Origin of the sequence: Aestuariivirga sp. (assembly GCF_020252395.1) — a bacterium.
Classification (GTDB): Bacteria; Pseudomonadota; Alphaproteobacteria; order Rhizobiales; family Aestuariivirgaceae; genus Aestuariivirga.
Genome location: NZ_JADCDB010000002.1, coordinates 241,400 through 266,170, shown reverse-complemented (window position 1 = coordinate 266,170; position 24,771 = coordinate 241,400). Strand labels below are relative to the sequence as shown.

Here is a 24,771-nt window from a genome sequence, read left to right as displayed (position 1 = left end):
GACCTCACTTCGCCCAGGTGGGACGCACGCCGGCGGCGGGCGCAGGGGCGGCCTGCTGCGGGGCCTGCGGCGCATAGGTAGGTTGCTGGGCCTGCGGGGCCACGTAGCCCGACTGCTGGGCCGGGGCCGCATAGGCCGGAGCCGTGGCGTAGCCGATGGGCGCGGCATGGCCACCCGTGGCAGCGGCATACTCCTTGTGATCGCGCGTCACCGCCTGGCGAATGTCGTTCTTATCTTCGCCATTGCTGTCCTTGCTGATGTCGATGCGGGCCAAGAACTCGATCCCGTCGAGATCCGCAAAACCGGAGATCCGGCGGGCATTCTGCGCATCGGGCGAATTGTCCTTGTCGGACAGACCCCGCGCCGAGTTCAGTATGCTGCGCACCAGGCTGCGGCCCATGTTGGCCCAGTTCGGGCCGGACGCGCTGTAGAGCCCGATCAGCGACCAGATCTTGCGCTTGGCGAAAGGACCCTCGAGGACCGTGTACTCGACATCGAGATAGACGGAGCCCGTGGTGCCGCGTCGGGCGTAGCCGCCGGTCCAGCCCTGCGACGGGTCGTCGAAACCGCCGGGACGGATCGTCAGGCGCACCTTGGCGATGGTTCCCTTGGGGATGAGATTGGCATTCTGCTTGGCGTCGTTGAAATCGTTCCATGCGTTCGTCATGGGAATTCTCCTGGATCAGAGCTTGGACTGGGGGTGAGCGGTGTCGGCCTCCGGGACGACAGGCGCCGGGCGGCTGAAAGTGAGGCGTTCGAGAGGGGAGCGGCCGGGCTCGCCGATCTTGGCGATGAGGCGGCCGAGGTGGGCTTCCTCGACGAGGTCGAGCCGGCCGGAACGATCCTTGGCGGGATAGTTCCAGGGGTTCAGCGTCCGGCAGACAAAGACCCGGTGCAGCTGGTTTGCGGCGTCAGCCAATTCCGTCATCGTCAGCACTTCATCGACGATGCCCGGCAATTCGAGCCCGGTCTTGGCGCCGTCGATCTGCGGCACGAAGACCTTGCGATTGAAGTCGTCGAGCTTCTCGTCGAGGATGCCGACGAAGAAAACGTCCTTCGCCCGCGTGTGCTGAAGATGCGTGATCCAGCCGATCATCTCACGGCCATGCAGGCCGTAGGCGCCCCGCACATCGGGCTTGCCGGTCTTCTCGGAGAAAGCCTCCGGCTGCTCCTTGGCCCACTGGAAGCAGAGGCGGCCCGCGACTGTGATCGAGTCGACGAAGATCGTGGCGTACTTGTCGAGTGCGCGCGGATCACCGAACTTGGCGCAGGCCTCGTTGAAGTGACGCTGGCTATAGGGACGGCCATCAGGGATGGCGGGATTGGCGCCGCCGATGAACACCGCGAAGTCGCGGCACTCGTCCCAGGTGCGCGGGCGGATCGTGTCGCCGCTCCAGCCCTCAATGGCGAGATCGCCCGCTTCGAGGTCATAGAACAGCGTCGTGTCCGGCGGCAGCGTCCAGAGCAGGCTGGTCTTGCCGATGCCCGATTTGCCGAAGATGGCAGCCTTGATGCCACGGCGTTCAGCCAGGCGCTGATCGGCGAGAATGATGGGGAGTGGCATCACACGCCCTCCTGCTCGACGAGCAGCTCGAACGTCTCCTTGCCGGCGCGAACCGTACGTGCCGGCTCGAAAAGCGAGCGGATGTGCGTGGGCCAGGAGCCGTACTTGCGCTCCGAGACCTTGAGGCTGACCTCGACATAGTCGCGCGGGTCTTCGCCCTCGGCCTTGATGCGTTCGACCAGATCGGCGAGGTCACGCTGGTCCCATTCGACCTTCTTGGGAAGATCGGCAACGACTGTGACGCCATCATCCTCGAAGCGGACAGTGCCATTGTCCTTCTCGCCCTCGGCACGTGCCTGCCGGGCGCGGTCGGCGTATTTCTGGGTGAGGGCGCTGTCGAGCCAGGTGACGGTGAACTTGGCCTTGCGCAGGGCATCGTCCGCTTCCCTCTGCAGGCGGGCGAGTTCCCCCGCAGGCAGAGCGACGATCTCGGCAATCGGCAGACGCGGGAGCGCCTCTAGAGTGATGTGATTGAGGATGGTCATGCCGCTTCCCCGCTATTGGGGCCGCGGCGCACGCCAGGCGTGACCTGGCGGATCTGCTCCGCTTCATAGGCTTCGACGTCTCCGAGGCGGTACGCCACGCGACCGCCAATCTTGATGAATTGCGGGCCTTCACCCGTGAACCGCCACCGCTCCAAAGTGCGGGGCGATATCGTCCAGCGAGCAGCAAGCTCGGTCTGGTTCAAATGCCTCGTAGTCATTCAGGTCTCCATCGGTTTGTGAGCAACCGTGACGGGGACCTTGCAGGAGGGGGTGGAAGGGGACGGGAAGGTGGAAGGAAGGGGAAACGGAAGGAGAGCGACGACAATAAAGAAAACCGCCCAGAGGCGGCTTCATGGTCAGGTTGAGGAGGGCATCAAATCTCAATCCAGCATTGCCCGGCTTCCTCCTTGATGAACTTTTGCCAGTGCCTGTTGCCGCTGAAGGCGCGCGCAAGGTTCGTGACCTTGGGGCCAGGTTTGATCTCCTCGAGGATGTCCGCCGTCAGCCGGACGGGGTCGTTGTCGTTGTAGGCGTCGACGAGGATTTTGAGGATCGCGCGGTGTTGCGGGCCTCGGAACGGGTAACTCTCTTCGCCGATGTAAATCATGCCGTAGTCCGGCGAATGCTGGATCGGCTTCAATAACGAAGTTGGGACCTGCTTCAGCCGTTTCGCCAGTATGGCCGGTTCGACGACAATGCGGTCGGGCGCCTCTAGAACGTCACGCAGTGAAACCAGGACATGACCTATTAAATCTAGGTTCGGGCAGTCTGCCGTCGGCGTCATCACAACCCGCAGATCCGCAGGCGGGCGTCGGGCCGCCATGTTCTCAAGCGCGCCACGGTGTCGGGTATCAGAAAGCCTGCGAGCGAACCACACGGAAACCGGCTTGCCGCGGCCGTGCAGCCATACGGTACCAAGGTCCCAGACGACATCGGGAACGAGGGGCTCTTTGCCGCCTTCCGCAATGCGCTCGCACCTGACCAGAAGCTGAGTGAGGAACGTCGGCATGGCCACACCGTAAATGGCAAGTTCCTCGGCAGACACTTCAACCCAACGGCCGTTGTTGGCATAGTATCCAATAGATCCCTGTTCCGCCGACCATTCCACGCGCGTTGGCTCATCCTCGAAATCGTCCATGGAAGCGACCGTTTCCGCTCGTCCGACGTTCAGCAGGAGGCCGGACTCCATCAGAATGGTGGATGCTTCACCGAAACTGGCCCTCATGACCGAGCCCGTCATCCTGGCTGACCTCGTCTCCAGGATCTTCAGGAGGAGATCGACGGCTCCCTTATGAGCGTTCAGCGCCATCGATCGCCTCCGGTTTGCCCTTCAGGATGCCCCAATCCCGGAGATATTTTTCGCCGACAAGCCGTTCGGGCGGTGTCATGCCTTTCAGATTGCAGCCGTGCGGTACAGTGATCGTCAAGTTCAGGCTCCGGGCGCGGCGCGATTTGCCATGAGGCGCAAATTTGACGACAAGACGCGCCCGCGTGATCACCCAGTCGGCACGCCGCTGCGCAGCCGGATCGATGTGTCTATCGGCCATGTCCCAGATGGTGTCACCACCCGATCCATCACATTCCAGCGTGACGCGCTGGCCATTCCGATCCAGTGGCTTGAAGCGAAGCTCGCGAACTTGGACCTTTTCGACCACCTGATCAGCCGGAGCTCGGGCATCGGTCGGGAAGTCGAAAGGCTCCATCAGGATACCGAGGTCATATTCCCGCGCAGGCAAAATCTCGCCCTTGAACTCGATGTCCATAAGCGTCCGGCCCATCATGCTTGCCATGGCTACCCGAACGTCCTTGTCGCCGGCCACAACCTCAATGACGCCCTCGCTGGGCTCATAAGTGAGCGAGGCTTCATAGACCGGCTTCACAAGGTGCCGTTGCAGCTTGCCTGCGCCGTCAAAGCCAAGGGTATCGTCTGGGCGGCCCTCACGGTAGACGGCGACTTGAACAAGCTGGTGGCTCTTGCCGTCGAACGTCACGCGATTCCGATCAAAGACATCGACATGCACATGGTTGGTGCTGAACTTCCGCTGGATCTCGACCGTGAACGCATCGCGCGAAAACCGATCCTTGCGAACCAGTTTGTGTTTTTCAACCACGAAGCCCTGCCACATCCGACCGCGGCGTTTCTCGTCATTATAGCGGACGTCTTCGGCCAGCTGGAAATTCGCGTGCTCATTCATGAGGACCCAAAGCGCGCGATTGTGTCCACCTTCAACCGCGTCGAACATGACGCGGTTGCTGACAACAGCCAGCAACGCGTTCTGACCAGGTTCGTCAGCAAGCGCCATCATGCGGGCGATCTCAAGGATCAGCGTCTCGCGATCCGCCTCGGACAGGGTGTCCAACGCCGCGATCAGTGTCTCGACAACATCGCTGTCGGCACCGGTCCAAGTGACCGTCGCGGGCAACGTAAACGGCTTGGTGGCAAGATAAGCCTTTAGGCTTGGCACCGGGGTCTTCCAGAAAAACGAAGTGATTGGTGCCATTCAAGGTCCTTTCTCAGGCGGGGGTGGGTTGGGAATCTTCTGTTGGAACATAACAAGAACTTTCAATATGGGGAACACTGAACAATGCCCCTTCCACATCTTTCAGTGGGGCGGTGCGTGTAGTCCCAGACGAGCCCGATTCGGAAGTCTCGGAGGTCAAACCGCGTGGAAATCCCCAGCAGACCTGAACTTGTCCACACCGCAGGATTTCCCAGCGTTTCCTCAGGCTTGCTTCATTTTCGCAAGTTATTGAAAATGCTTGTGTTTGTCGACTTTGAGCTGCATCTCTTGCTCATCAACCTCAATCGCGAACAGTCTTGATGAGCACCAGCCCCATAGCCCCGAACTGGACGCCGCCGGAACGCATGACGCCGCCCGAGCGCCTCGATGAACTGGTGCAGATTCTGAGCGCCGGCCTGCGACGCATCCTGCCCGAACAGTCCAGCACTTTATCTGCGGCAGCCCGAGACAGTTTGGTCGACTTCTCGCCCCTGAAGAGCGGTGCTCACCGTCGCAAACTTCGCAACCGAGTTGGAGGGTGATGATGAAGACCGCGACGAAACCCAAACCCCAGGCGCTCCCGCGCGCCGGGGAAGATCCCAAGACGGACGGTACTGTGCTGGCCCAGCTGGCGGCCCTGCAGCGCCTGTCGGTGAACGAGCTCAAGGTGAAGTGGGAGGACCTCTTCGCCACGGCGGCGCCCAACAACAGCCGCGCGTTTCTGGAGGTACGGATCGCGGGACGAATCCAGGAGCTGACTTATGGGGGGCTCACCCGCGACACCCGCCGCGCGCTGGACCTGTTGGCCGATGAGGTCGAAGGCAAGGTCACGCGCAAGGGCATGGCCGATGACGCCCGCAACCCGCTGCCGGGTACGAAGCTCGTGCGGGAATGGAATGGCACCGAACACACCGTCACCGTCCTTCACGACGGCTACGACCTCGCGGGCAAGAAATTCAAATCGCTGTCAGCCGTCGCCAAGGCCATCACCGGCACGAGTTGGAACGGCTTCAGGTTCTTTGCACTCGGTACGGGGAGGAAGGGCTGATGGCCGGCACCACTCTCAAGCGCTCCCGCTGCGCCATCTACACCCGCAAGTCTTCCGAGGAAGGCCTCGACATGGAGTTCAACTCCCTTGAGGCACAGCGCGAGGCCTGCGAGGCCTATGTCGCCAGTCAGAAGGCGGAGGGCTGGGTCGCCATCCGCGACCGCTATGATGATGGCGGCTTCTCCGGCGGTACGTTGGAACGCCCCGCACTGAAACGGTTGATCGCCGACATCGAGGCGGGGCTCATCGACGTCATCGTCGTCTACAAAATCGACCGTCTGTCGCGCTCACTGATGGATTTCGCGAAGCTGGTCGAGGTGTTCGACCGCAACAACGTCACCTTCGTGTCGGTCACGCAGTCCTTCAACACCACCACATCGATGGGACGGCTGACGCTCAACATCCTTCTGAGCTTCGCGCAGTTTGAGCGCGAGGTGATCGGCGAGCGCATCCGCGACAAGTTCGCGGCCTCGCGCAAGCGTGGCATGTGGATGGGGGGCTTCGTGCCGATGGGTTACGACGTCAAGGACCGCAAGCTGGTGGTCAATGAAGCCGAGGCAGTAACGGTGCGGATGATTTTCGAGCGCTTCGCCGCCCTTGGCTCTGCGTCGACTTTGGCGCGCGCACTGCAAGCAGAGGATGTGCGCAACAAGCGTGGCAAGCGGATCGACAAGGGCTTCATCTACAAACTGATCAACAGTCGCGTCTATCTGGGCGAGGCGGTGCACAAGGGAACGTCCTATCCCGGCGAGCACGACGCCATCATTACGCAGGAACTCTGGGACCGCGTTCATGCAATCCTGAAGGAAAGTCCGCGCGAGCGGCGCGCCAAGAACCGCAATAGCTCAGAGGCGCTGCTTAAGGGCATCATCTTCACCGACACCGGTGCCGCCATGACGCCTACCTACACGCGGAAAGGCGAGCGCCTTTACCATTACTACACATCAATGGACCTGATCAGAAATCGCGACGCGCGCGGCGGGGATGGCCCCATGCGACTTGCAGCCGCCATGGTCGATGGCGCGGTAATTACTGAGATGCGACGGATCATCGGTGCACCGGAGATTGCTGCGCGAGTGATCGAGTCGCAGCGCCGCGACGGCGGGCCGATGGACGAGCGGGCAATCGTTGCTGCGCTCCAGCGATTCAATGACCTTTGGGACGCGCTCTATCCGGCCGAGCAGACCCGGATAGTGCGGCTGCTGGTCGACAGGGTCACAGTCGGGCCGAGCGGCATGGCGGTCGATCTTCGAAATAACGGCATTGCAACGCTGGTTCGAGAAATCGGCGAAATCGTACATCTGGAGGCTGCTGAATGACGCAAGCGAACGACACCACCCGCGTGTTCATCCAGCTGACGCAGCGGCGGCAGAATGGCCGGCCGCGTATCTTGCCACCGGAGCCGGGGACGCATTTCCAGTCCCGCAGTCAGGATCCGCACATCCTCAAAGCGCTGGGCCGCGCCTGGGCGTGGCGGCGGCGGCTCGAAGCCGGTGAGGCTGCAACGATCCACGAGATCGCGAAGGCCGAAGGATTCACCGACCGCTTCGTCAGCCGCATGGTGCGGCTGGCCTACCTGTCGCCGGACGTGCTGGAGCGGTTGGTCATCTCGCGCGACCCGCCGTCGGTGTCGATGAACGAGCTCATCGAGGCGGTCAATCTGCCTTGGTCGGAGCAGATGAGGCGGGTGTTTGAGGATCGGAATTCAGCCCGCTAAAATCCTGCAGCATCACTCGTTTTCCAGATGATTGATGACACTGTTTTGGGCTTTGAGCCTGCGTCATCAATTTGTTACTCAGCCGGTGCTAAATTTATCTTAAATTTTGTCAAACATAGAAAGAGAAGCACATGCGCACCCAAAACACTAGCCAGCCGATTCGTACAATCATTGCTGACCGCGTCACGCGTCGGGGCTTTCTCCTTGGCTCTGGTGCTGGGATCACCGCCGTAGCCGCCAGTGGCTTTGTAGGCTCGCTGTTTTCTGGCGCGGCCCATGCGCAGGCTGCGACATCGAGCCTGACCTTTACCGAGCTAAAGCGCATATATGACAAGACGCATCACGTGGCCGATGGCTACAAGGCCGATGTAGTCGCCGCCTGGGGCGATGCGATGCAGGCGGGTCAAGGTGCGCCAGATCTGCGCACCATGACAGCTGCTGATCAGGCTTCGCGGTTTGGCTACAACTGTGATTTCATTGGCTACATGCCGCTACCGAAGGGTTCGCAGAACTCCGACAACGGCCTGCTTTGCGTGAACAACGAATATGTCAGCTTCAACGTGATGTTTGACGAGATGCCTGATGATGGCGAAGGCGGCGCCAAGATGACCCTCGAGCAGGTGGCCCTGTGCAAGGCCGCGATCGGGCATTCGATCGTCGAAGTAAAGCGTGAGGCCGGTGTCTGGAAGATCGTGCAGGACAGCCCGATGAACCGCCGCATCACCATGGACACTGCGATGGCGCTGTCTGGTCCGGCGGCGGGGCATGCGTGGATGAAGACCGCAGCCGATCCCGAGGGGATGACGGCACGCGGCACCAACTACAACTGTGGCGGCGGCGTGACGCCCTGGGGCACCGTGCTGACCTGCGAAGAAGGTGCAGGTGACATCTTTGCAGGCGACATTGCAAAGACCCCCTTCTCCGCCGTACTGGAACGCTATGGATATGCCGGAGATGACTATTACGGCTTCGCCCGTTCTGAGGACCGCTTCAACGTTGAGAAGGAACCGAACGAGCCGAACCACTTTGATTGGGTGGTCGAGATTGATCCCTATGATCCGACCTCGACCCCGATCAAGCGCACTGCGTTAGGACGATTCGCGCATGAAGGATCGACCGTGGTCGTTAACAAGGATGGCCGCGTGGTCGTCTACATGGGCGATGATTCGAGCTTTGAATATGTCTATCGTTTTGTCTCAGACGCCAGCTATGACCCGGCCAATCCGGCCACGGGCAGAAATATTCTGGACGCAGGCACGCTGTCTGTGGCGCAGTTTGCGGCCGACGGCATAATGAACTGGTTGCCGCTGGTTCATGGCCAGGGCCCGCTGACCGCTGAAAAAGGATTTGCTGATCAGGCCGAGGTGCTACTGAAAACCCGTCTTGCTGCCGATGCCCTTGGCGCCACCCCGATGGACCGGCCGGAAGGCATGGAGGCGAACCCGATCACGGGCCGCGTCTACGCCAACATGACGAAGAACAAGAAGATCACTGCAGAAAAGTTGAACGCGGTTAACACCCGGCCCGAGAATTTCTATGGCCACATCGTCGAGATGATCCCGCCGGGCGGGGTTGGCAAGGACGCCGACCACACCGCTGGCAGCTACGGCTGGGATCTGTTCGTGCTGGCAGGCAACCCCGCCGACCCGGTGCATGGGGCAAAGTTCCATCCTGACACGTCGACGGATGGCTGGTTCATCAACCCGGACTATCTGACCTTTGACCCCAAGGGCCGGATGTTCGTGGCGACCGATGGGGCCAACGACTTTGGCATTGCCGATGGCATCTACGGCATCGACACCGAAGGCCCAGCGCGCGGTTTGCCGAAGTTGCTATTCGCCTGCCCAGCCGGCGCAGAGGCTGCCGGGCCCTGTTTTACTCCCGATGGTACTACGCTGTTTGTCAGCGTGCAGCATCCCGCTGAAGACAGCGCCACGCTGGCCACGGCAACGACCCTGTGGCCGGACTTTGCGGCAGGCGGCGTGCCGCGTCCCGCGGTGGTTGCGATCCAGCGGATTGACAGAGCGGAAGTCGCGTCCTGATCCGGCAAGGCATGTGACGCATTGGCGGGCAACCGAATGACGCAAAAATAACTCGGTTCTTCGAGCCGTGCGTAGCTCATTTTGCTTGCATAAGCGGCGTGTGCTCAAGTCTGTTGAGGCCACAATGATCCATGACATTGCCGAGGCCGAGAAAGTTACCGACCGCTTCGTCAGCCGCATGCTGCGGCTGGCCTACCTGTCACCTGTTGTGCTCGAGCGGTTGGTGATTTCGCGCGACCCGCCGTCGGTGTCGGCGAACGAGCTCATCGAAGCCACCTATCTGCCATGGGTGGAGCAGATGGGGCAGGTATTTGATTGCAGAGACTGCGTGCGATACAAACCGCCAGCGCGGCCGATTGGCGCGCGCTGACGGCCAACTCGTCACCAAGTGTATTACGGCGTTGTGGTCGAGCCGTGTTTATGACCTCCGTGCCCGGCCTTGGGGTCGATCATCATCGTTCCTTCGAAGCTCGAGAACTTAGCGAGTACGGCTGGATCCAGTTTTGATTCAGCGGCAGCCAACTGGGCGGCCAATGTCGTGGCATCCGCAGCGGAGATATTTGCGCTCTCTAAGAACTTCGGGTCTTTGAGACTGTCACCACTACAAAGCCGAATCTTCCACTGGCCGTCAACGCGCCAAAGAAGCGCCCGACCACCGCGTTCGCCCTGTACCCAACCGGCAATTGCATTGTCACCGATAACAACGACAGGCTCAACCGAAAGCGGATTTTCGGGCGTGTCAAACATGCCCTTCATCAAGTGAATGATTTCATGCTGGTCGTCATGAGCCAGCACCACATTCGGCAACAGCCCAAGCACCAAAGAGGCAGCAAGAACCGCGCGACGCGTAGTGTTCATCATTATGTTTATCCCTTCATTGTATCGAGGAGTCTTCCTGCGAGCACAGCGCGATACTTCGTCAACTGGTCGGAGCTACAGGAGACGGTGCAGAAAACAAACATGTGATCTGCAGACATGCGCCAAGCAGCGGCGGCTGCCCCGAAGATCAGTTCTTGATGATCCGGTCAGGCTGCAATCACATTGCGATTAGCCTATTTCGGGAGGTCCTCGCAGATGGGGAACATGAGAGCTTCTGCGAATTTCATCGCGATCAGAAGTGACCCGCGAGTGAAACGAAGACAACGGACGCCTGACGGGGACCCAACACTCACTTGCCGAGACCACTCCAGGTGCCGCCACAAGACGACACGCATCGCATACGGGGCTAGTATGCTTAGAACCATGATCCGCATCGTGGTTACCAACGTCACTGCAAATGACAGGAACCGAGCCGTCTGGAAGGATGTAGGCCGCGAGCTCAATCGAAGTTGCAGTGATAGTTGCGGTCTTATGAGCGAACCCGACGGATACTGCCGCCAACGCATACAATGCGAGGACGAGCAGTCTTGCCGACCTGAGGTTCCTGATGAGTCCCATACCGTGCTTCTGTATCCCCCTCCACAACTGGTCAAGGGGCAGGACAATTCTGTCCCTGAATCAGCGGGGAGTTCTACGCACCGCAGATCTTCGTGCGACCACGCCCACTGCTGGTTTCTATGAAACCGAGGGCGAGACGAACGTTTCAAACGAGACGTTTTCGCGGTATTTTTAACACATTGAAATCGCAATGCATTTTCATGCGTACCAATTTCGTCCGAGGTTCGGTCGGAATGAGACTGCGGGGCTTCTGAGACCGGATTCCGGCTCCAGCGCAGTCTCACAAGTACGGTCGGTCCTGCCAAACCCTTTTGAAACCAAAAGGAATTTCGAGGCTTATTGGGGGTGTGTCGGAGTTTGCGACAGGAAACTGGCGGAGACGGAGGGATTCGAACCCTCGATACGCCTTGAAAGCGTATGACGATTTAGCAAACCGTTGCCTTCAGCCTCTCGGCCACGTCTCCTGCTTGCGGCTTCTTGCCGTGATTTGATGGGGGATGCAAGCCTGCCGTGGGATGCTTCACGCCCTGGGCGGCGGGGCCAGCGGGAACTCGGCAAGGAGGCGCTGCTCGAGTTCCACGAGGTCGGCGGGCACGTCCATGCCGGTGGCGCGCATCTGGGCCAGTTCCTGGTGAACCTGCAAGTAGAGCTCATGCAAGTCTTCCGGCTGGCCATTCATCTCGCCCAGCAGCATGCCGATCTGCGCCTTCAGTTGCTCGAATGCCATGGTTCACACTTTTCCTGTTCGCGTTGGCCCCACCATAGACCTCTGCGCCGCGCGCTGCCAGTTTGGAACCGTTCCAAAATCCGACTAATTTAGTCGGTTTTTGTTGACAGACCCGGCCCTGCCGCGCCATAGAGCAGGCCGCCCGCAATTCGCTTTGAAGGAGTTTGCCATGTTCGCCTCGCGCCGCCATCTCCTGTGTCTCGGTCTCGGCCTTGCCATTGCCGCCGGGGCTGGCCTGCCGGCGCGGGCCGATGGCGTGGTGAATGTCTATACCTACCGCCAGCCCGAGCTCATCAGGCCGCTTTTCGACGCCTTCACCGCCAGGACGGGAATCGAAGTGAAGGCGGTCTTCGCCGACAGCGGCCTCGTCGAACGGCTCGCCCAGGAGGGCCGCAACAGCCCGGCCGACCTGCTGCTCACCGCCGATGCCGGGCGCCTGGTCGAGGCCGCGGCCCGCGGCCTTGCCCAGCCGGTGAATGATCCCGCTATCCTCGACAAGGTGCCGGCCAACCTGCGCGACAAAGACAACCAATGGTTCGGCCTCACGATGCGCGCCCGCGTCGTCTATGCCTCGCGCGAGCGGGTGCCGATCACCGCCATCACCTATGAGGAGTTGGCCGACCCCAAGTGGAAAGGCAAGATTTGCATGCGACCCGGCAATCACCCCTATAATCTGGGCCTCATCGCCGCGATGATTGCGCACAAGGGCGAGGATTATGCGCGCACCTGGCTCCAGGGCCTCAAGGCTAATCTGGCGGTCAAGCCGTCGGGCAATGACCGCAGCCAGGCCAAGAGTGTGTATGCCGGGGAATGCGACCTGGCGCTGGCCAACACCTATTACATGGGCAAGATGCTGACCGAGACGAAGGAGCCCGAGCAGCAGCAGTGGGCCAAGTCGGTGAAGATCGTGTTCCCCACCTCGCCCGATTTCGGCACGCATGTGAACATCTCCGGCATGCTGCTCACCGCCAACGCGCCCAACAAGGACAACGCCCTGAAGCTGATGGAATTCCTCGCCAGCGACGAGGCCCAGGCGCTTTATGCCAATGGCAATTTCGAATATCCGGTGAATCCCATGGTGCCGCCCAACGTCATCGTCACCTCCTGGGGCAGCTTCACCCCCGACACGCTGAACGTGGCCGAGATCGCCAGGCTGGAGCCCCAGGCCTCGAAGCTGGTCGACGAGGTGGGCTTCAACGACTAGCGCATGTCCCGATCAGGTGGACTCGCCTGATCGATAAGAACATGCGCCAGATCGAAAGCTTGAGCATGATCTTAAGGCAAGAGTGGGTTTCACTTTTGCGGATCATGCTCTAAGGACCGACGGGTGGGTCTGAAAAGTCAAGGTTCCGGGTTGCGGATTGTGGATGCTTTTTCAACCATAATCGGCTATCGTGATCTGGATTGGAGTTGACCATGCGTTATTTGATGATGGCCGCTGCCGCGGTTTTTGCCCTTTCGGCCGTTCCGGCTCTGGCGGACCAGAACTTCATCCCCATGGGGCAGGACTATGGCTTGGGCAACGATGCCGCGCCGCCGCTCGACAGCGAGCAGAGCAAGTTCAACGCCCAGGTCGATATCTACCAGTCCGAGGTCTATAACCGGAACCTCGCCAGGAAGCAGTTCGACAGCAACATCTTCAACCTCACCCAGGAACAGACGCCGGACAATCTGGGCGATAACGACCAGCTCGACTATTGATCCGCGCTGACAATCCGCATGACGCGCGAGGGCCGGATTTCCGGCCCTTTTGCATTTTTCCCTAAGGCTGCAGCGGAACCGCGATGCTGAGCGCCACGGGATAATGGTCGGAGCCGGCCGGCTCGCCGATGCGTTCGGCCTCCAGCAGGCGGATGCCGGGCGAGACGAAGATATGGTCAATGGCGAGCTGCGGCAGGCCCGCCTGCGCCGGCCAGCTTGGCAGGTTGGTGAGCCGGGTCAGGTTGGCGGCGCCGGGCAGCACCGAAAGGGTTCGCGAGAACGGCGTGGCGTTGAAGTCTCCCATGACCAGGTGCGGCCCCGGCGCCTTCCCGATGAGAGCGGCAAGTTGTTTCATTTCGCTGAACTGCTGCAGGAAGCGGGGAAATCGATTGGTGTGCACCGCGAATACCGTGAGCCCCCCGGCTTCCGGGCCAAGCCTTGCGCGCAGGAAAGACGGACCGCCATCCCGCCCGCGGCCGGCCGCTTCGGCGAACGGCAGTTTGGACAGCAGCGCCATGCTGCAGAAGCCGGTCTTCAGGCAGTGGTATTGATAGGGATAACGGCCTTTGAGCACATCGAGGATCGGGCGCTGCGCCGGCCCCAGCTCGACGAGGGCGATCACGTCGGCATCGAGCCGTTCGACCTCAGCGAGCACCGCATCGGCGTTGGCGTTGTGCCAGAACGAATTGAAGGCCGCGACTTTCAGGGCGCGCTCGCCCGCCGCCGCCTGCCCCACACTGCGCGGCTCCCGGCTCGCCACATGCGGCCAGACGCCGATGCCGACGAGCCCCAGCACGATGATCACGGTTGCGGCGAGAAGCCTGGCGCGCGGCATCGCCAGGCCGGCCAGAAATCCAACCGTCACCACCGCGAATTGCAGCGTGAAATGCGAGAAGACGTCGAAGGCGATCCACAACTGCCCGAGACGCGTGGCCGCCAGGCCGCACAGTCCCAGCAGCAGGCCCAGCAGGCAGCCGAAGCCGCCCGTAGGCTTGCGCTTGCGGCGCGGCACCACTTCCTCCGGCTGTTCTGGCGTCTGCAATGGACTGTCAGCCGGTTGGCCCAAGCGCTACTCCATACAAGAGGTCAGATCAGCCTGCTCTCCATCGGAAGTATCTGTTCGGGCGTACCAAAGCCCGGAAGCGCCTCAAAGCGTTTCTTCCACGCGGAGACATTGGGGTATGGGGTGAGGTCGATGTTCGCCTCGGCGGTGTAGCGCAGCATGCCATAGGCGCCGATGTCGGCGATGGTCGGGCGCCTGGCGGCGATCCACTCGGACCTTGCGAGCTCGTTCTCGAGAACGGCAAGCGCCGCCTTGGCCTCGGTGTCATACATGATGCGCACCTCGTCGCCAAACTGGCGCAGGCCGCGCGCGCGGGCACGCAAGCGATAGATGGGAACGGCCAGCTTGTCCCACTGCCAGAACAGCCACTCGCGGATGCGGTTCTTCTCCAGCCCGGTCTTGCCGTCGAACTTGTGAAGCTCGTCCGCGAGGTGCTGCAGGATCGCCGCCGACTGCACGTAATAGACGTGGCCGTCACGCAATGCCGGCACCTGGCCGTAGCGGTTCTTGACGAGATAGTCCGGCTGCTTGTGCTGGCCCTCGCGCAGGTTCACGTGGAAATAGGAGAAGGGATGCTTCGCCAGCGAGAGCATGAGACCCACGGTATAGGTCGGGCCGGAGCCCAGCATGCCATAAAGCGTGAAGCGCTCCTTGTTGACGGGGCCGGAGGCCGGCGCGGCGGCGGCCGCCGGCTTCTTCGCCGCCAGCTTCCTGGCCGGCATCGGCTTTGCCGCCTTCTTTGTGGCGGCGGTCTTCTTCGGCTCCGCTTTTTTTGCCACAGGCTTCTTCGACTCAGACTTCTTCGACTCAGGTCTTTTCGCAGCCTTCTTGGCTGTCTTCGCCATGGTTTAACTCCTCCCGGCCCCGACACAACAAAACTCCGGGTACGGACTATAGCGGAGAAGATTGCGAAAGGACAACTGAAACCAAGCCACTGACTGAAAAAGAAAATCTGTTATCAAAAAGAGGTGTTTTCACTAACTTGAGGCGCCGGGACGAGCTAACAAGAGAAGTCTGGTAATTCTTGCAAGTAATTGAAAAAATTAAAACAAATGCCGTCATGAAGGCCTTCGCCGGGGTGACAGCTAAAGGGGAAGCGGCTTTGGGGCGGGCCGCTCATATCCCCAGCTTGGCCTTGAGCAGGCCGCTGACGGCCTGGGGGTTGGCCTTGCCGCCGGTGGTCTTCATCACCTGGCCGACGAACCAGCTCAGCATGGTGGGCTTGTCCTTGACCTGTTCCACCTTGTCCGGGTTGGCGGCGATGATCTCGTCGACCGCCTTCTCAATGGCGCCGGTGTCGGTCACCTGCTTCATGCCCCGGGTTTCGACGATCTGGGCGGGCGAACCGCCCTCGGTCCAGACGATCTCGAACACGTCCTTGGCGATCTTGCCGGAAATCGTCCCGGCGGCAATCAGGTCCACGATCTCACCCAGCTGTGCGGCGGAGACGGGGGTGGTGTCGACCGACTTCCCTTCCTTGTTCAGGCGGCCGAACAGCTCGTTGATCACCCAGTTGGCGGCGGACTTACCGTCGCGGCCCTTCGCCACCTGCTCGAAAAAGTCGGCCGACGCGCACTCGGCGGTCAGCACCTGGGCGTCATAGGCGGTGAGCCCATAGTCCGTCATGAAGCGGGCGATCTTGCCGTCGGGAAGTTCGGGGAGCGAGGCCTCGATCTTGCCGATGAAGGCATCCTCAAGTTCCAGCGGCAACAGGTCCGGGTCGGGGAAGTAGCGGTAGTCATGCGCCTCTTCCTTGGAGCGCATGGAGCGGGTCTCGCCCTTCTTCGGGTCGAAGAGGCGGGTTTCCTGGTCGATCGAGCCGCCGTCCTCCAGGATGCCAATCTGGCGGCGCGCCTCGTATTCGATGGCCTGGCCCATGAAGCGGATTGAATTGACGTTCTTGATCTCGCAGCGGGTGCCGAATTCAGCCCCCGGGCGGCGGACTGACACGTTGACGTCGGCGCGCAGCGAGCCCTGCTCCATGTTGCCGTCGCAGGTGCCTAAGTAGCGCATGATCTGCCGGAGCTTCGTCACATAGGCCTTGGCCTCCTCCGCCGAGCGCATGTCGGGCTTGGACACGATTTCCATCAGGGCGCAGCCGGAGCGGTTCAAATCGACGAAGCTCATGCTGGGATGCTGGTCGTGGAGCGACTTGCCGGCGTCCTGCTCCAGGTGCAGCCGCTCGATGCCGACCTTGACGGCACGGCCGTCGACGTCCACATGCACCGAGCCCTCGCCCACCACGGGCTGCTTGTATTGCGAGATCTGGTAGCCCTGCGGCAGATCGGGGTAGAAATAGTTCTTGCGGTCGAAGACCGAGCGCTTGTTGATCCGGGCCTTGAGGCCGAGACCGGTCCTTACTGCCTGCTCGACGCAGAATTCATTGATCACCGGCAGCATGCCCGGCATGGCGGCATCGACGAGGGAGACGTGGTCGTTGGGGGCGCCGCCGAATTCGGCCGAGGCGCCGGAGAACAGCTTGGACTTGGCAAGCACCTGGGCATGGACCTCGAGGCCGAGGACGACTTCCCAGTCCCCGGTCGCTCCCTTGATCCAGTCCTTCTTCTCGGCCACGCGTTTCGCGGAATCCAGCATCTTCTCACCTCAATCTGGCGCCTTGGTAGCCACTCGGGAGCCCGGGTTCAAGACCCGTGCTTGGCCAGTTCCCGGCCGATGGAACGGGCCAGCCACAGGGCGGCCACGGCGAGCAGCCCAACCACGGCCATGAAGCCCCAATTGACGGCCTTCAGGTCCCAACCGTGCTTCCACGCCTCGATGAAAAGCACGAGGCACAGGAAGCCGGAAACACCCAGCACGCCCCAGCGCAGGACCTTCATGACGAGGATGGCGAGTGGCGACATGGGACCCTTTCAATGGCCGGGGGTTCCCCCTCGCGGCCCCGCATGCTAGCCCCTCAAGCCTAACATTGGCGTGTGATGATGTCGAAATCGAAACCCGATCTGTCCGCCCTGTCGCCCGAGACCCGCCTGGTGGCGGCGGGCCGCGACTATGCCGAGCACGGTTTCGTCAATCCGGCGGTCTACCACGGCTCCACCGTGCTGTTCCCGGATACCGCAGCCCTCAAGGACCGCACGCAGGCCTATGTCTATGGCCGGCGCGGCACGCCAACCTCGCGCGCGGTGGAGGAAGCCGTGGCCCTCGTCGAGGGTGGGCACAATGCCAAAATGCTGCCCTCGGGCCTTGCCGCCATCTCCACCGCCCTCCTCGCCTTCCTGAAGGCCGGTGACCACCTGCTGATGGTCGACACCGTCTACCAGCCGGCCCGCCAGTTCTGCGACGGGCTGCTGAAGGGGCTGGGTGTCGAGACCACCTATTACGATCCGCTGATTGGCCGCGGCATCGCTAGCCTGATCAGGCCCAACACCCGCGTGGTCTATGCCGAGAGCCCCGGTTCGCAGACCATGGAGGTGCAGGACATTCCGGCCATAGCGGAGGCCGCGCACAAGGCAGGCGTCCTCGTCTTCATCGACAATACCTGGGGGGCTGGCCACTATTTCAAGGCCTTCGAGCATGGCGCGGATGTCTCGATCCAGGCGGCCACGAAATATCTCGTCGGCCACTCCGATGCGATGATGGGCACCGTCACCTGCACGAAGGAGACGTGGGAGACCTTCCGCCACGCCTATGAGGAAATGGGCCAGTTCGCCGGGCCCGATGACATGTACCTCACCCTGCGCGGCATCCACACCCTCGACGTGCGCCTCGAGCGCCACATGAAGAACGCGATGAACGTGGCCGAGTGGCTCCGCGGCCGGGCGGAGGTCGACACCGTGCTCTACCCTGCCCTGTCCAACGCGCCCGGGCACGAACTGTGGAAGCGCGATTTCCGCGGCGCCTGCGGGTTATTCTCGGTGGTGCTGAAACCCTGCTCGGAGACAGCCACGGCGGCCTTCCTCGACAAGCTGCAACTGTTCGGCATGGGTTATAGCTGGGGCGGCTATGAGAGCCTTGTGGTGCCGTTCAAGCCGCACCGCACAGCCACGCGCTGGCAGCCGGAGGGCTGGTCGCTGCGCCTGCACATCGGACTCGAGAATCCGGACGATCTCAAGGCCGACCTTGCGGAAGGCTTCAAGGCGCTGAATTCCGCCTCTTGAAAAATCGGATTTCGTTCCTATATCGGGGTTTGGAGGGTTCCATGACGCGAATTTTTCGGTTTCTTGCAGCCTTGATGGCCGTTCTGGGGATATCCGCCCCCGCCATTGCCCAGCAGCTGGCGGATGACCCGCAGCTGATTTTCCAGAAGACCACCGTGTGGCGGATGCTCTCGCCCAACGCCACGCTGGACACCTTTGTGATCGACGATCCGCTCGTCGAGGGCGTTGCCTGCTACTTCACCCTGCCGCGGGTGGGCGGCTGGAAGGGTTGGGCGGGCTTCGCCGACGAGAGCTCCGTCACTTCCATCGCCTGCCGCCAGGTGGGGCCGATCAAGATCACCTCGAAGTTCTCCCAGGGCGAGGAAATCTACCGCGAGCGCCGTTCGCTGTTCTGGAAGAAGATGCAGATCGTGAGGGGCTGCGACGCCCAGCGCAACGTGCTGGTCTATCTCTCCTACACCGACCGGCTGATTGAAGGCTCGCCGCAGAACTCCACCTCCACCGTGCCGGTGATGCCATGGGGCAACGAGCAGGCGCCGAAGTGCGGGGATTTCGTGAATCCGTGAGGCCTCAAGGATTCTTCCGCTGAAGGGGCGGCCGGGCAACCCGGCCGCTTTTCATGCGCGGTTTCCGGCGGCGTCGATCAGCAGGCTGCCGTCTTCCTTGAGGAAGGGGCCGGGCGGCCAGCGCTCCAGAAGGTCGAGCACCGTTTCGCTGGGCCGGCACAGGCGCACGCCTTTGGCCGTGCAGACGATGGGACGGTTGACCAGCACAGGGTGCTCGATCATGGCGGCAAGGATCGTCTCGCCGCTCACGTCCTCGCCGAGCAGGCCCAGTCCAGCGGCGGGCGATTTCGAGGTGCGCAGCGCGGTGCGCGGCGTCAATCCCGCGGCGGCGAAGAGGCCGAGCAGCTGCGCCCGAGTCCAGCCGGTTTGCAGGTATTCGATGATGATGGGGCGGTAACCCGCCGCCTCGACGATCGCCAGCACGTTGCGCGAGGTGCCGCAATCCGGGTTGTGGTGAATGACGGCGCTCACGGCCTGGCGCGCCCGTGGCGCAGGCCTGCCTCGTACCAGCCCTTGCTGGCATTGACGATCTTCACCACCGACAGCATGACCGGCACCTCGATGAGCACGCCCACCACGGTGGCGAGTGCCGCACCCGAGTGGAGACCGAAGAGGCTGATGGCGGCAGCGACCGCGAGCTCGAAGAAATTCGAAGCGCCGATGAGCGCCGAGGGCCCCGCCACGCAATGCTGTTCGCCGCTCCAGCGGTTGAGCAGATAGGCGAGGCCGGCGTTGAAATAGACCTGGATGAGAATAGGCACGGCAAGAAGGGCGATGACCATCGGCTGGGCGATGATCTGCGGCCCCTGGAAGGCGAAGAGCAGCACGAGCGTGGCGAGCAGCGCCGCCAGCGAGATGGGCTGAAGCCGCTTCAGCAGGCCTTGCAGGGCCGCCTCGCCGCCCGACGCCAGCACCCTGCGGCGGATCAGCTGTGCTGCGATGACCGGAACGACGATGTAGAGCGCCACCGACAGGATCAGCGTCTCCCACGGCACGGCGATGGCCGAGATTCCGAGCAGAAAGGCGACCAGTGGCGCGAAGGCGACGATCATGATCGCGTCGTTGAGGGCCACCTGCGAGAGCGTGAAATGCGGCTCGCCCCTTGTGAGGTTGCTCCACACGAAGACCATGGCAGTGCAGGGCGCGGCGGCGAGCAGGATAAGGCCGGCGATGTAGCTGTCGATCTGGTCCGCGGGGAGCCATGGCCGGAACAGCCAGCCGATGAAGATCCAGCCCAGCAGCGCCATGGAAAAAGGCTTCACCGCCCAGTTGATGAACAGCGTAACGCCGATGCCGCGCCAGTGGCGGGTGACCTCGGACAGCGCCGCGAAGTCGATCTTCACCAGCATCGGCACGATCATCGCCCAGATGAGCACGGCAACCGGCAGGTTGACCTTCGCCACCTCCATGGCGCTGATCGCCTCGAACACCCCCGGCATCATCTGCCCCAGCGCAATGCCGGCGAGGATGCACAGCAACACCCAGACGGTGAGATAGCGTTCGAACAACGGCATGCGGGGCGCCTAAATTGCAGACCTGTCGCTCATAATGCGGACATGTGACCGATTGATGAAGGCCCGGCGGGCTGGACGGAAAAGGAGGATCATGCTCCAAGGGACTGGAGGAGCAGACCCCATGTTATTTTTCACGCGCCGCGATTGGATGACCCCGTGATCGAAATCAAGATCAACTCACCGGAGCAGATTCTGAACTCGTTCGATCCGTCTCCGTTCCACATCCGCGACCTGGATGACAGGGCAGCCGAATACATTATCGAATCCGCCGAAGAGGTGGGATCGGCAAACCCGCTGCTGCTGGTCATCGAACTGCCGCGAAGCGAGGCAGAGCGGGGCCTTTCGCAAGACCTTCCCACGGCCTTGAGCAATTCCTTCCGCTACCGCGCAACGCAGGCGCGCTATCAGCTGAGGGACCTGTTCCGGATCGGCCGCCTGTCGCTCGCCATCGGACTGGCGGTTCTCGGTCTCTGCACGCTCATCATCCATCTGCTGGGGCATTCGGGCGGAAGCTCGACCTTCGCCCAGATGACCGAACAGGGTCTGTTCATCCTTGGATGGGTGGCCTTGTGGCGGCCGCTCGAGATCTTCCTTTATGACTGGTGGCCAATCAGGAAGCGGATCGCTCTCCTCGATCGCCTGTCTGCCGCGCGTGTCGAGATCAGGCCGCGATGAAAAGCGCGGCTGCCCGGGACGGCGGACCGGGCACGTCCGCACTCCGCTGCCCCACTGCGTGGGGCCGGGGAAAGAACAGGGTCAGAGCTTCGCACCCTTCTTCGCCAGCTCGTCCATCAGCGCCTTCACCTGGGCAGCCGGCGCCTCGCGGACTTCGCCGGGCTCCATGCCGCCCAATGTGAAGGGACCATATTGCAGGCGCACCAGGCGGTTCACCACGCAGCCGAAGTGATCGAAGAGCTTGCGGATCTCGCGGTTCTTGCCTTCCGTCAGCACGCAGCGGTACCAGCGGTTGGCGCGCTCGCCCTGGCCATATTCCTCGACGAATTCCGCGCCGCGGTATTCGACGCCGTCGATGGCGATGCCTTGGGCGATGGCCTCGATCTCGGCGGGATTCAACTGGCCCCTCACCCGCACGCGGTAGAGCCGCGACAGGGCCATTTCCGGGCTCATCATGGCCTGGGCCAGCGGGCCGTCGGAGGAGAGCACCAGCAGGCCCTCGCTGTTGACGTCCAGCCGTCCGACATTCATCACCCGCGGGTGGCGGCCGGTCCATTGCGGCGGGTTCAGCGCCGGCAAATCGAAGATCGTCTTGCGGCCCTTGTGGTCGCGGTGGGTGACCAGCACGTCGACCGGCTTGTTGAGCAGGAAGAGGCGCGGCAAGAGCTTCGTCTCCGGCGCCACGGGGCGGCCGTCGATCAGCACGGTGTCGCCCTCCTCCACCGGCGTCGTCGGCGTGGCCTTGCTGCCGTTGACCGAGACGCGGCCGCCGGCCACCAGCCGCTCCGCCTCGCGGCGAGAGCCTGCTCCAGCCTTCTGGAGATAGACGTTGAGGCGCATCAGCCGCCCGTGACGGGCGGGAAGAAGGCCACCTCGCGCGCGCCCCTAACCGGGGCGTCGAGCGCCACATGGGTCTGGTCCACCGCGGCGCGCAGCGTGCGGCGTTCGGCCAGCGCGGCGGCTACGGCTTCGTCAACTGCGCTCAGATGATCGATGAGGTCAGCGACTGTTGCGACGGAGGCGGGCACCTCCACGTCTTCGGCGCTCTTGCCGGCGATCTGCCGGATGCGGGCGAAATAGAGGATCTTCATCAATCGACAACGTGCCGGATGCCGGCGCGGAAATAATCATAGCCGGTGTAAAGCGTCAGTGCCGCGGCAACCCACAGCATGGCGATGCCCGCGGCCGTCGTATGCGGGATTACCGTATCGCCCGCGGGACCGGCGATGAGGAGGCCAATGGCGATCATCTGCACCGCGGTCTTCCACTTGGCGATCCTCGTGACCGGCACCGAAACCTGCAGCTCGCCCAGATATTCGCGAAGCCCTGAGACCAGCACCTCGCGCGACAGGATGATGATGGCCGCCCAGATGTGGCCGCCGCGCAGAATGTCATCGGCACAGAGCACGAGCAGCACGACGGCGACCAGCACCTTGTCGGCGATCGGGTCCAGCATGCGGCCGAGGGATGACTGCTGCTGCCAGCGCCGGGCGAGATAACCATCCAGGAAGTCGCTGACGGCGGCCAGCAGATAGATGGCGAGTGCGGCCCAGCGTGCGTCGTTGCCGCCCCACAGCAGCAGCCCTGCCACCACGGGCACCGCCACGATGCGGCCATAGGTGAGGATGTTCGGAAGGTTCCACACCTTCGAAAAAGCCGCTGCCTTGCCTGTCTCCGACTGATTCATTCCGGCGCTCATTCTGCACTGTCGTGGAAGTGGTCGTAAATAGCCTGCGCGAGGGCGTGGCTCACCCCTTCCACCGCGGCAAGGCCGGTGACGCTCGCCCTTGACACCGCTTTGGCCGAACCGAAGGCCTGCAGCAAGGCTTTCTTACGCAAGGGCCCTATGCCCGGAACCTCGTCCAGCGGGTTGACCCCGATGGCCCGGGAGCGCCGGGCCCGGTGCGAGCCGATGGCAAACCTGTGCGCCTCATCCCGCAGGCGCTGGATGTAGTAAAGCACCGGGTCCCTAGCCTCGAGCATAAACGAGGCCCGGCCCGGCACATAGAAATGCTCGCGCCCCGCGTCGCGGTCCGGCCCTTTGGCGACGCCCGCCACGGGCAGGTCGGAGAGGCCCAGCTCGTCCAGCACGGCCTTGGCGGCGGAAAGCTGGCCCTGGCCGCCGTCGATCAGGACGAGGTCCGGCCAGGCCTGCACGTCTTTCGCCTGTTCCTCCCCGCGGGTTTCCGCCTCCTCCTTGAGAAGGCGGCTGAAGCGCCGGGTCAGCACCTCACGCATCATGGCGAAGTCGTCCGATCCGATCTCCTCGGACCGGATATTGAACTTGCGGTACTGCGGCTTGATGAAGCCGTCCGGCCCCGCCACGATCATGCCACCCACCGGGTTCGCGCCCTGGATATGCGAGTTGTCATAGACCTCGATGCGGCGCGGCACTTCCGGAAGGTCAAACACCTTCTGCACGCCTTCGAGCAGCTTCGTCTGCGACGAGGTTTCGGCCATGCGGCGGCCCAGCGCCTCGCGGGCATTGGTGACGGCATGCTCGACGAGGGTCTTCTTCTCGCCGCGCTGCGGCGCCGCGACTTCGATCTTGCGGCCGGCATGGGTGGAGAGGGCTTCCTCGAGCAGCTCACGCTCCTCCACGTCATGCGACAGCAGCACGAGGCCGGGAATGGGCTTGTCGTCATAGAACTGGGCGAGAAAGGAGGCCATGATCTCCGGCGCTTCGTGGCTCTTGTCGGCCTTCGGGTAATAGGCGCGGTTGCCCCAGTTCTGGAAGGAGCGGAAGAAGAACACCTGGATGCAGGTCTGCCCGCCCTCTTGGCTCAAGCCGAAAACATCCGCCTCCTCCACGCCCTGCGGGTTGATGCCCTGCATCTGGGTGACGAAACTCATGGCCTGGATGCGGTCGCGGTAGGTGGCGGCGCGCTCGAAATCGAGGTTCTCGGCGGCTTCCTCCATCTGCTTGGCGAGCTCGGCCTTCACCGTCTGGCTCTTGCCATTAAGGAAGGCCTCCGCCTCCTTGGCGAGCTCGGCATAGGCCTCGGGCGTGATGTAGTTGACGCAAGGAGCCGAACACCGCTTGATCTGGTAGAGCAAGCACGGCCTGGTGCGGTTGGCATAGACGCTGTCGGTGCAGGTGCGCAGAAGAAACGCCTTTTGCAGCGTGTTGATGGCGCGGTTCACAGCGCCCGCCGAGGCGAAGGGGCCGAAATAGCTTCCCTTGCGGTTGCGCGCACCACGGTGCTTCACCAGTTGCGCCACGTTATGATCCCTGGCGATGAGGATATAGGGGAAGGACTTGTCGTCCCTGAGGATCACGTTGAAGCGCGGCTTCAGCTTCTTGATGAGGTTGGCTTCGAGCAGTAGCGCCTCCGCCTCGGTCGCCGTCGTCACGAACTCCATGTTGGCGGTGAGCGAGATCATGGTGGCAATCCGCGCCGTGTGGCCCCAGGCGCGGGTGTAGTTCGAGACGCGGTTCTTCAGGTTGCGCGCCTTGCCCACATAGATGACATCGCCCTTGGCGTCATACATGCGGTAGACACCGGGCTTGGGCGGCAGCCTGGTGACGAAATCGCGGATGAGGTCTGTTCCCCTTGCGTCAGGGATGGGCGACTCATCGGGCGCTTGGGCGGGCTCGGACGTCATGACGGCTTTC

The 24,771-nt window shown here is 62.4% G+C and carries 28 protein-coding genes and 1 tRNA gene; 10 read left to right on the top strand and 19 right to left on the bottom strand.

Going from position 1 to position 24,771, the window contains the following annotated elements; genetic code table 11:
* Nucleotides 1–4: 4 nt before the first annotated feature.
* The 6 genes from IOC82_RS02580 to IOC82_RS02555 all read right to left on the bottom strand — a co-directional run bounded on the left by IOC82_RS02580 (nt 5) and on the right by IOC82_RS02555 (nt 4,550).
* On the bottom strand, nt 5–667 hold the full coding sequence (locus IOC82_RS02580; protein ID WP_290544602.1) for a hypothetical protein: 663 nt from the start codon (nt 665–667) through the stop codon (nt 5–7).
* Nucleotides 668–682: 15 nt separating this feature from the next.
* Complete coding sequence (locus tag IOC82_RS02575; protein WP_290544601.1) at nt 683–1,564, bottom strand: ATP-binding protein; 882 nt, start codon at nt 1,562–1,564, stop codon at nt 683–685.
* Nucleotides 1,564–2,049 (bottom strand): hypothetical protein, encoded by a 486-nt coding sequence (locus tag IOC82_RS02570; protein ID WP_290544600.1) that lies wholly within the window; start codon nt 2,047–2,049, stop codon nt 1,564–1,566. The genes IOC82_RS02575 and IOC82_RS02570 overlap by 1 nt, the downstream gene beginning before the upstream one ends.
* Nucleotides 2,046–2,252 (bottom strand): DNA-binding protein, encoded by a 207-nt coding sequence (locus tag IOC82_RS02565; protein WP_290544599.1) that lies wholly within the window; start codon nt 2,250–2,252, stop codon nt 2,046–2,048. Before IOC82_RS02565 ends, IOC82_RS02570 begins: the two co-directional genes overlap by 4 nt.
* Nucleotides 2,253–2,422: 170 nt before the next feature.
* Complete coding sequence (locus IOC82_RS02560) at nt 2,423–3,358, bottom strand: hypothetical protein (protein WP_290544598.1); 936 nt, start codon at nt 3,356–3,358, stop codon at nt 2,423–2,425.
* Complete coding sequence (locus IOC82_RS02555) at nt 3,339–4,550, bottom strand: hypothetical protein (RefSeq protein WP_290544597.1); 1,212 nt, start codon at nt 4,548–4,550, stop codon at nt 3,339–3,341. The genes IOC82_RS02560 and IOC82_RS02555 overlap by 20 nt, the downstream gene beginning before the upstream one ends.
* Before the next feature lie 541 nt (nt 4,551–5,091).
* On the opposite strand from IOC82_RS02555, the gene IOC82_RS02550 reads away from it, so the two are divergent.
* From IOC82_RS02550 to IOC82_RS02530, 5 genes are all read left to right on the top strand, one after another.
* Complete coding sequence (locus tag IOC82_RS02550) at nt 5,092–5,598, top strand: DUF2924 domain-containing protein (RefSeq protein ID WP_290544596.1); 507 nt, start codon at nt 5,092–5,094, stop codon at nt 5,596–5,598.
* A complete protein-coding gene (locus IOC82_RS02545) occupies nt 5,598–6,917 on the top strand; it encodes a recombinase family protein (protein ID WP_290544595.1) in 1,320 nt (439 codons plus the stop codon). The genes IOC82_RS02550 and IOC82_RS02545 overlap by 1 nt, the downstream gene beginning before the upstream one ends.
* The gene (locus IOC82_RS02540; RefSeq protein WP_290544594.1) at nt 6,914–7,315 is read left to right on the top strand and encodes a hypothetical protein; all 402 of its coding nucleotides are present in this window, start codon (nt 6,914–6,916) and stop codon (nt 7,313–7,315) included. The genes IOC82_RS02545 and IOC82_RS02540 overlap by 4 nt, the downstream gene beginning before the upstream one ends.
* Before the next feature lie 131 nt (nt 7,316–7,446).
* Nucleotides 7,447–9,357 (top strand): PhoX family phosphatase, encoded by a 1,911-nt coding sequence (locus IOC82_RS02535; RefSeq protein ID WP_290544593.1) that lies wholly within the window; start codon nt 7,447–7,449, stop codon nt 9,355–9,357.
* A gap of 124 nt (nt 9,358–9,481) precedes the next feature.
* Nucleotides 9,482–9,727 carry a hypothetical protein gene (locus IOC82_RS02530; RefSeq protein WP_290544592.1) on the top strand — a complete coding sequence of 82 codons (246 nt, stop codon included), beginning with the start codon at nt 9,482–9,484 and terminating at the stop codon, nt 9,725–9,727.
* 23 nt (nt 9,728–9,750) lie between these two features.
* Here IOC82_RS02530 and IOC82_RS02525 read toward each other — a convergent pair whose 3' ends face one another.
* The 3 genes from IOC82_RS02525 to IOC82_RS02515 all read right to left on the bottom strand — a co-directional run bounded on the left by IOC82_RS02525 (nt 9,751) and on the right by IOC82_RS02515 (nt 11,521).
* The gene (locus tag IOC82_RS02525; protein WP_290544591.1) at nt 9,751–10,218 is read right to left on the bottom strand and encodes a copper uptake system-associated protein; all 468 of its coding nucleotides are present in this window, start codon (nt 10,216–10,218) and stop codon (nt 9,751–9,753) included.
* Nucleotides 10,219–11,165: 947 nt separating this feature from the next.
* Nucleotides 11,166–11,258: transfer RNA gene (locus IOC82_RS02520), tRNA-Ser, on the bottom strand.
* Between the two features lie 56 nt (nt 11,259–11,314).
* On the bottom strand, nt 11,315–11,521 hold the full coding sequence (locus IOC82_RS02515; RefSeq protein WP_290544590.1) for a hypothetical protein: 207 nt from the start codon (nt 11,519–11,521) through the stop codon (nt 11,315–11,317).
* A 169-nt stretch (nt 11,522–11,690) separates the two neighbouring features.
* Between IOC82_RS02515 and IOC82_RS02510 the strand changes: the two genes are divergently transcribed.
* Together IOC82_RS02510 and IOC82_RS02505 are read left to right on the top strand one after the other, a co-directional pair.
* Nucleotides 11,691–12,725 (top strand): Fe(3+) ABC transporter substrate-binding protein, encoded by a 1,035-nt coding sequence (locus tag IOC82_RS02510; RefSeq protein ID WP_290544589.1) that lies wholly within the window; start codon nt 11,691–11,693, stop codon nt 12,723–12,725.
* Between the two features lie 212 nt (nt 12,726–12,937).
* Entirely contained in the window at nt 12,938–13,222 is a 285-nt protein-coding gene (locus IOC82_RS02505) for a hypothetical protein (RefSeq protein WP_290544588.1), read from the top strand.
* A 61-nt stretch (nt 13,223–13,283) separates the two neighbouring features.
* Here IOC82_RS02505 and IOC82_RS02500 read toward each other — a convergent pair whose 3' ends face one another.
* From IOC82_RS02500 to IOC82_RS02485, 4 genes are all read right to left on the bottom strand, one after another.
* Entirely contained in the window at nt 13,284–14,288 is a 1,005-nt protein-coding gene (locus IOC82_RS02500; RefSeq protein WP_290544587.1) for an endonuclease/exonuclease/phosphatase family protein, read from the bottom strand.
* A 20-nt stretch (nt 14,289–14,308) separates the two neighbouring features.
* Entirely contained in the window at nt 14,309–15,130 is an 822-nt protein-coding gene (locus IOC82_RS02495; RefSeq protein WP_290544586.1) for a glutathione S-transferase family protein, read from the bottom strand.
* Between the two features lie 271 nt (nt 15,131–15,401).
* On the bottom strand, nt 15,402–16,880 hold the full coding sequence (gatB, locus tag IOC82_RS02490; RefSeq protein ID WP_290544585.1) for an Asp-tRNA(Asn)/Glu-tRNA(Gln) amidotransferase subunit GatB: 1,479 nt from the start codon (nt 16,878–16,880) through the stop codon (nt 15,402–15,404).
* Between the two features lie 47 nt (nt 16,881–16,927).
* Nucleotides 16,928–17,146: a hypothetical protein gene (locus IOC82_RS02485; protein WP_290544584.1), complete on the bottom strand. Its 219-nt coding sequence runs from the start codon at nt 17,144–17,146 to the stop codon at nt 16,928–16,930.
* Between the two features lie 75 nt (nt 17,147–17,221).
* Here IOC82_RS02485 and metC point away from each other — a divergent pair, with 75 nt between their 5' ends.
* Together metC and IOC82_RS02475 are read left to right on the top strand one after the other, a co-directional pair.
* Complete coding sequence (gene metC / locus IOC82_RS02480; protein WP_366935635.1) at nt 17,222–18,400, top strand: cystathionine beta-lyase; 1,179 nt, start codon at nt 17,222–17,224, stop codon at nt 18,398–18,400.
* Nucleotides 18,401–18,474: 74 nt separating this feature from the next.
* Nucleotides 18,475–18,966 carry a CreA family protein gene (locus IOC82_RS02475; protein ID WP_290544708.1) on the top strand — a complete coding sequence of 164 codons (492 nt, stop codon included), beginning with the start codon at nt 18,475–18,477 and terminating at the stop codon, nt 18,964–18,966.
* Nucleotides 18,967–19,017: 51 nt separating this feature from the next.
* Here IOC82_RS02475 and IOC82_RS02470 read toward each other — a convergent pair whose 3' ends face one another.
* Both IOC82_RS02470 and arsB read right to left on the bottom strand, forming a co-directional pair.
* Nucleotides 19,018–19,437 carry an arsenate reductase family protein gene (locus IOC82_RS02470; RefSeq protein WP_290544583.1) on the bottom strand — a complete coding sequence of 140 codons (420 nt, stop codon included), beginning with the start codon at nt 19,435–19,437 and terminating at the stop codon, nt 19,018–19,020.
* Nucleotides 19,434–20,480, bottom strand: coding sequence for an ACR3 family arsenite efflux transporter (gene arsB, locus IOC82_RS02465; RefSeq protein ID WP_290544582.1), 1,047 nt, complete (start codon nt 20,478–20,480; stop codon nt 19,434–19,436). Before arsB ends, IOC82_RS02470 begins: the two co-directional genes overlap by 4 nt.
* Nucleotides 20,481–20,636: 156 nt before the next feature.
* On the opposite strand from arsB, the gene IOC82_RS02460 reads away from it, so the two are divergent.
* Nucleotides 20,637–21,155 carry a hypothetical protein gene (locus tag IOC82_RS02460; protein ID WP_290544581.1) on the top strand — a complete coding sequence of 173 codons (519 nt, stop codon included), beginning with the start codon at nt 20,637–20,639 and terminating at the stop codon, nt 21,153–21,155.
* A gap of 81 nt (nt 21,156–21,236) precedes the next feature.
* On the opposite strand, the gene IOC82_RS02455 is transcribed toward IOC82_RS02460, so the two are convergent.
* From IOC82_RS02455 to uvrC, 4 genes are read right to left on the bottom strand one after another with little or no spacing between them, the layout of a single operon-like run.
* A complete protein-coding gene (locus IOC82_RS02455; RefSeq protein ID WP_290544580.1) occupies nt 21,237–21,995 on the bottom strand; it encodes a pseudouridine synthase in 759 nt (252 codons plus the stop codon).
* Nucleotides 21,995–22,246 carry a molybdopterin converting factor subunit 1 gene (gene moaD, locus IOC82_RS02450; protein WP_290544579.1) on the bottom strand — a complete coding sequence of 84 codons (252 nt, stop codon included), beginning with the start codon at nt 22,244–22,246 and terminating at the stop codon, nt 21,995–21,997. The genes IOC82_RS02455 and moaD overlap by 1 nt, the downstream gene beginning before the upstream one ends.
* Entirely contained in the window at nt 22,246–22,842 is a 597-nt protein-coding gene (gene pgsA / locus IOC82_RS02445; RefSeq protein WP_290544578.1) for a CDP-diacylglycerol--glycerol-3-phosphate 3-phosphatidyltransferase, read from the bottom strand. Before pgsA ends, moaD begins: the two co-directional genes overlap by 1 nt.
* Nucleotides 22,843–22,850: 8 nt before the next feature.
* Nucleotides 22,851–24,761, bottom strand: coding sequence for an excinuclease ABC subunit UvrC (uvrC, locus tag IOC82_RS02440; RefSeq protein WP_290544577.1), 1,911 nt, complete (start codon nt 24,759–24,761; stop codon nt 22,851–22,853).
* Between the last annotated feature and the right edge of the window lie 10 nt (nt 24,762–24,771).

Excerpts from the sequence above, each read along its gene's own strand:
- IOC82_RS02475 (WP_290544708.1), top strand. The coding sequence starts at position 18,475 with ATGGCCGTTCTGGGGATATCCGCCCCCGCCATTGCCCAGCAGCTGGCG.
- IOC82_RS02540 (WP_290544594.1), top strand. The coding sequence starts at position 6,914 with ATGACGCAAGCGAACGACACCACCCGCGTGTTCATCCAGCTGACGCAG.
- IOC82_RS02575 (WP_290544601.1), bottom strand. The coding sequence starts at position 1,564 with ATGCCACTCCCCATCATTCTCGCCGATCAGCGCCTGGCTGAACGCCGT.
- IOC82_RS02530 (WP_290544592.1), top strand. The coding sequence starts at position 9,482 with ATGATCCATGACATTGCCGAGGCCGAGAAAGTTACCGACCGCTTCGTC.
- IOC82_RS02455 (WP_290544580.1), bottom strand. The coding sequence starts at position 21,995 with ATGCGCCTCAACGTCTATCTCCAGAAGGCTGGAGCAGGCTCTCGCCGC.
- IOC82_RS02550 (WP_290544596.1), top strand. The coding sequence starts at position 5,092 with ATGATGAAGACCGCGACGAAACCCAAACCCCAGGCGCTCCCGCGCGCC.
- IOC82_RS02560 (WP_290544598.1), bottom strand. The coding sequence starts at position 3,358 with ATGGCGCTGAACGCTCATAAGGGAGCCGTCGATCTCCTCCTGAAGATC.
- gatB (WP_290544585.1), bottom strand. The coding sequence starts at position 16,880 with ATGCTGGATTCCGCGAAACGCGTGGCCGAGAAGAAGGACTGGATCAAG.
- IOC82_RS02545 (WP_290544595.1), top strand. The coding sequence starts at position 5,598 with ATGGCCGGCACCACTCTCAAGCGCTCCCGCTGCGCCATCTACACCCGC.
- IOC82_RS02510 (WP_290544589.1), top strand. The coding sequence starts at position 11,691 with ATGTTCGCCTCGCGCCGCCATCTCCTGTGTCTCGGTCTCGGCCTTGCC.
- IOC82_RS02505 (WP_290544588.1), top strand. The coding sequence starts at position 12,938 with ATGCGTTATTTGATGATGGCCGCTGCCGCGGTTTTTGCCCTTTCGGCC.
- IOC82_RS02570 (WP_290544600.1), bottom strand. The coding sequence starts at position 2,049 with ATGACCATCCTCAATCACATCACTCTAGAGGCGCTCCCGCGTCTGCCG.
- moaD (WP_290544579.1), bottom strand. The coding sequence starts at position 22,246 with ATGAAGATCCTCTATTTCGCCCGCATCCGGCAGATCGCCGGCAAGAGC.
- IOC82_RS02580 (WP_290544602.1), bottom strand. The coding sequence starts at position 667 with ATGACGAACGCATGGAACGATTTCAACGACGCCAAGCAGAATGCCAAT.
- pgsA (WP_290544578.1), bottom strand. The coding sequence starts at position 22,842 with ATGAATCAGTCGGAGACAGGCAAGGCAGCGGCTTTTTCGAAGGTGTGG.
- IOC82_RS02485 (WP_290544584.1), bottom strand. The coding sequence starts at position 17,146 with ATGTCGCCACTCGCCATCCTCGTCATGAAGGTCCTGCGCTGGGGCGTG.
- IOC82_RS02525 (WP_290544591.1), bottom strand. The coding sequence starts at position 10,218 with ATGATGAACACTACGCGTCGCGCGGTTCTTGCTGCCTCTTTGGTGCTT.
- arsB (WP_290544582.1), bottom strand. The coding sequence starts at position 20,480 with ATGCCGTTGTTCGAACGCTATCTCACCGTCTGGGTGTTGCTGTGCATC.
- IOC82_RS02555 (WP_290544597.1), bottom strand. The coding sequence starts at position 4,550 with ATGGCACCAATCACTTCGTTTTTCTGGAAGACCCCGGTGCCAAGCCTA.
- metC (WP_366935635.1), top strand. The coding sequence starts at position 17,222 with ATGATGTCGAAATCGAAACCCGATCTGTCCGCCCTGTCGCCCGAGACC.
- IOC82_RS02515 (WP_290544590.1), bottom strand. The coding sequence starts at position 11,521 with ATGGCATTCGAGCAACTGAAGGCGCAGATCGGCATGCTGCTGGGCGAG.
- IOC82_RS02535 (WP_290544593.1), top strand. The coding sequence starts at position 7,447 with ATGCGCACCCAAAACACTAGCCAGCCGATTCGTACAATCATTGCTGAC.
- IOC82_RS02495 (WP_290544586.1), bottom strand. The coding sequence starts at position 15,130 with ATGGCGAAGACAGCCAAGAAGGCTGCGAAAAGACCTGAGTCGAAGAAG.
- uvrC (WP_290544577.1), bottom strand. The coding sequence starts at position 24,761 with ATGACGTCCGAGCCCGCCCAAGCGCCCGATGAGTCGCCCATCCCTGAC.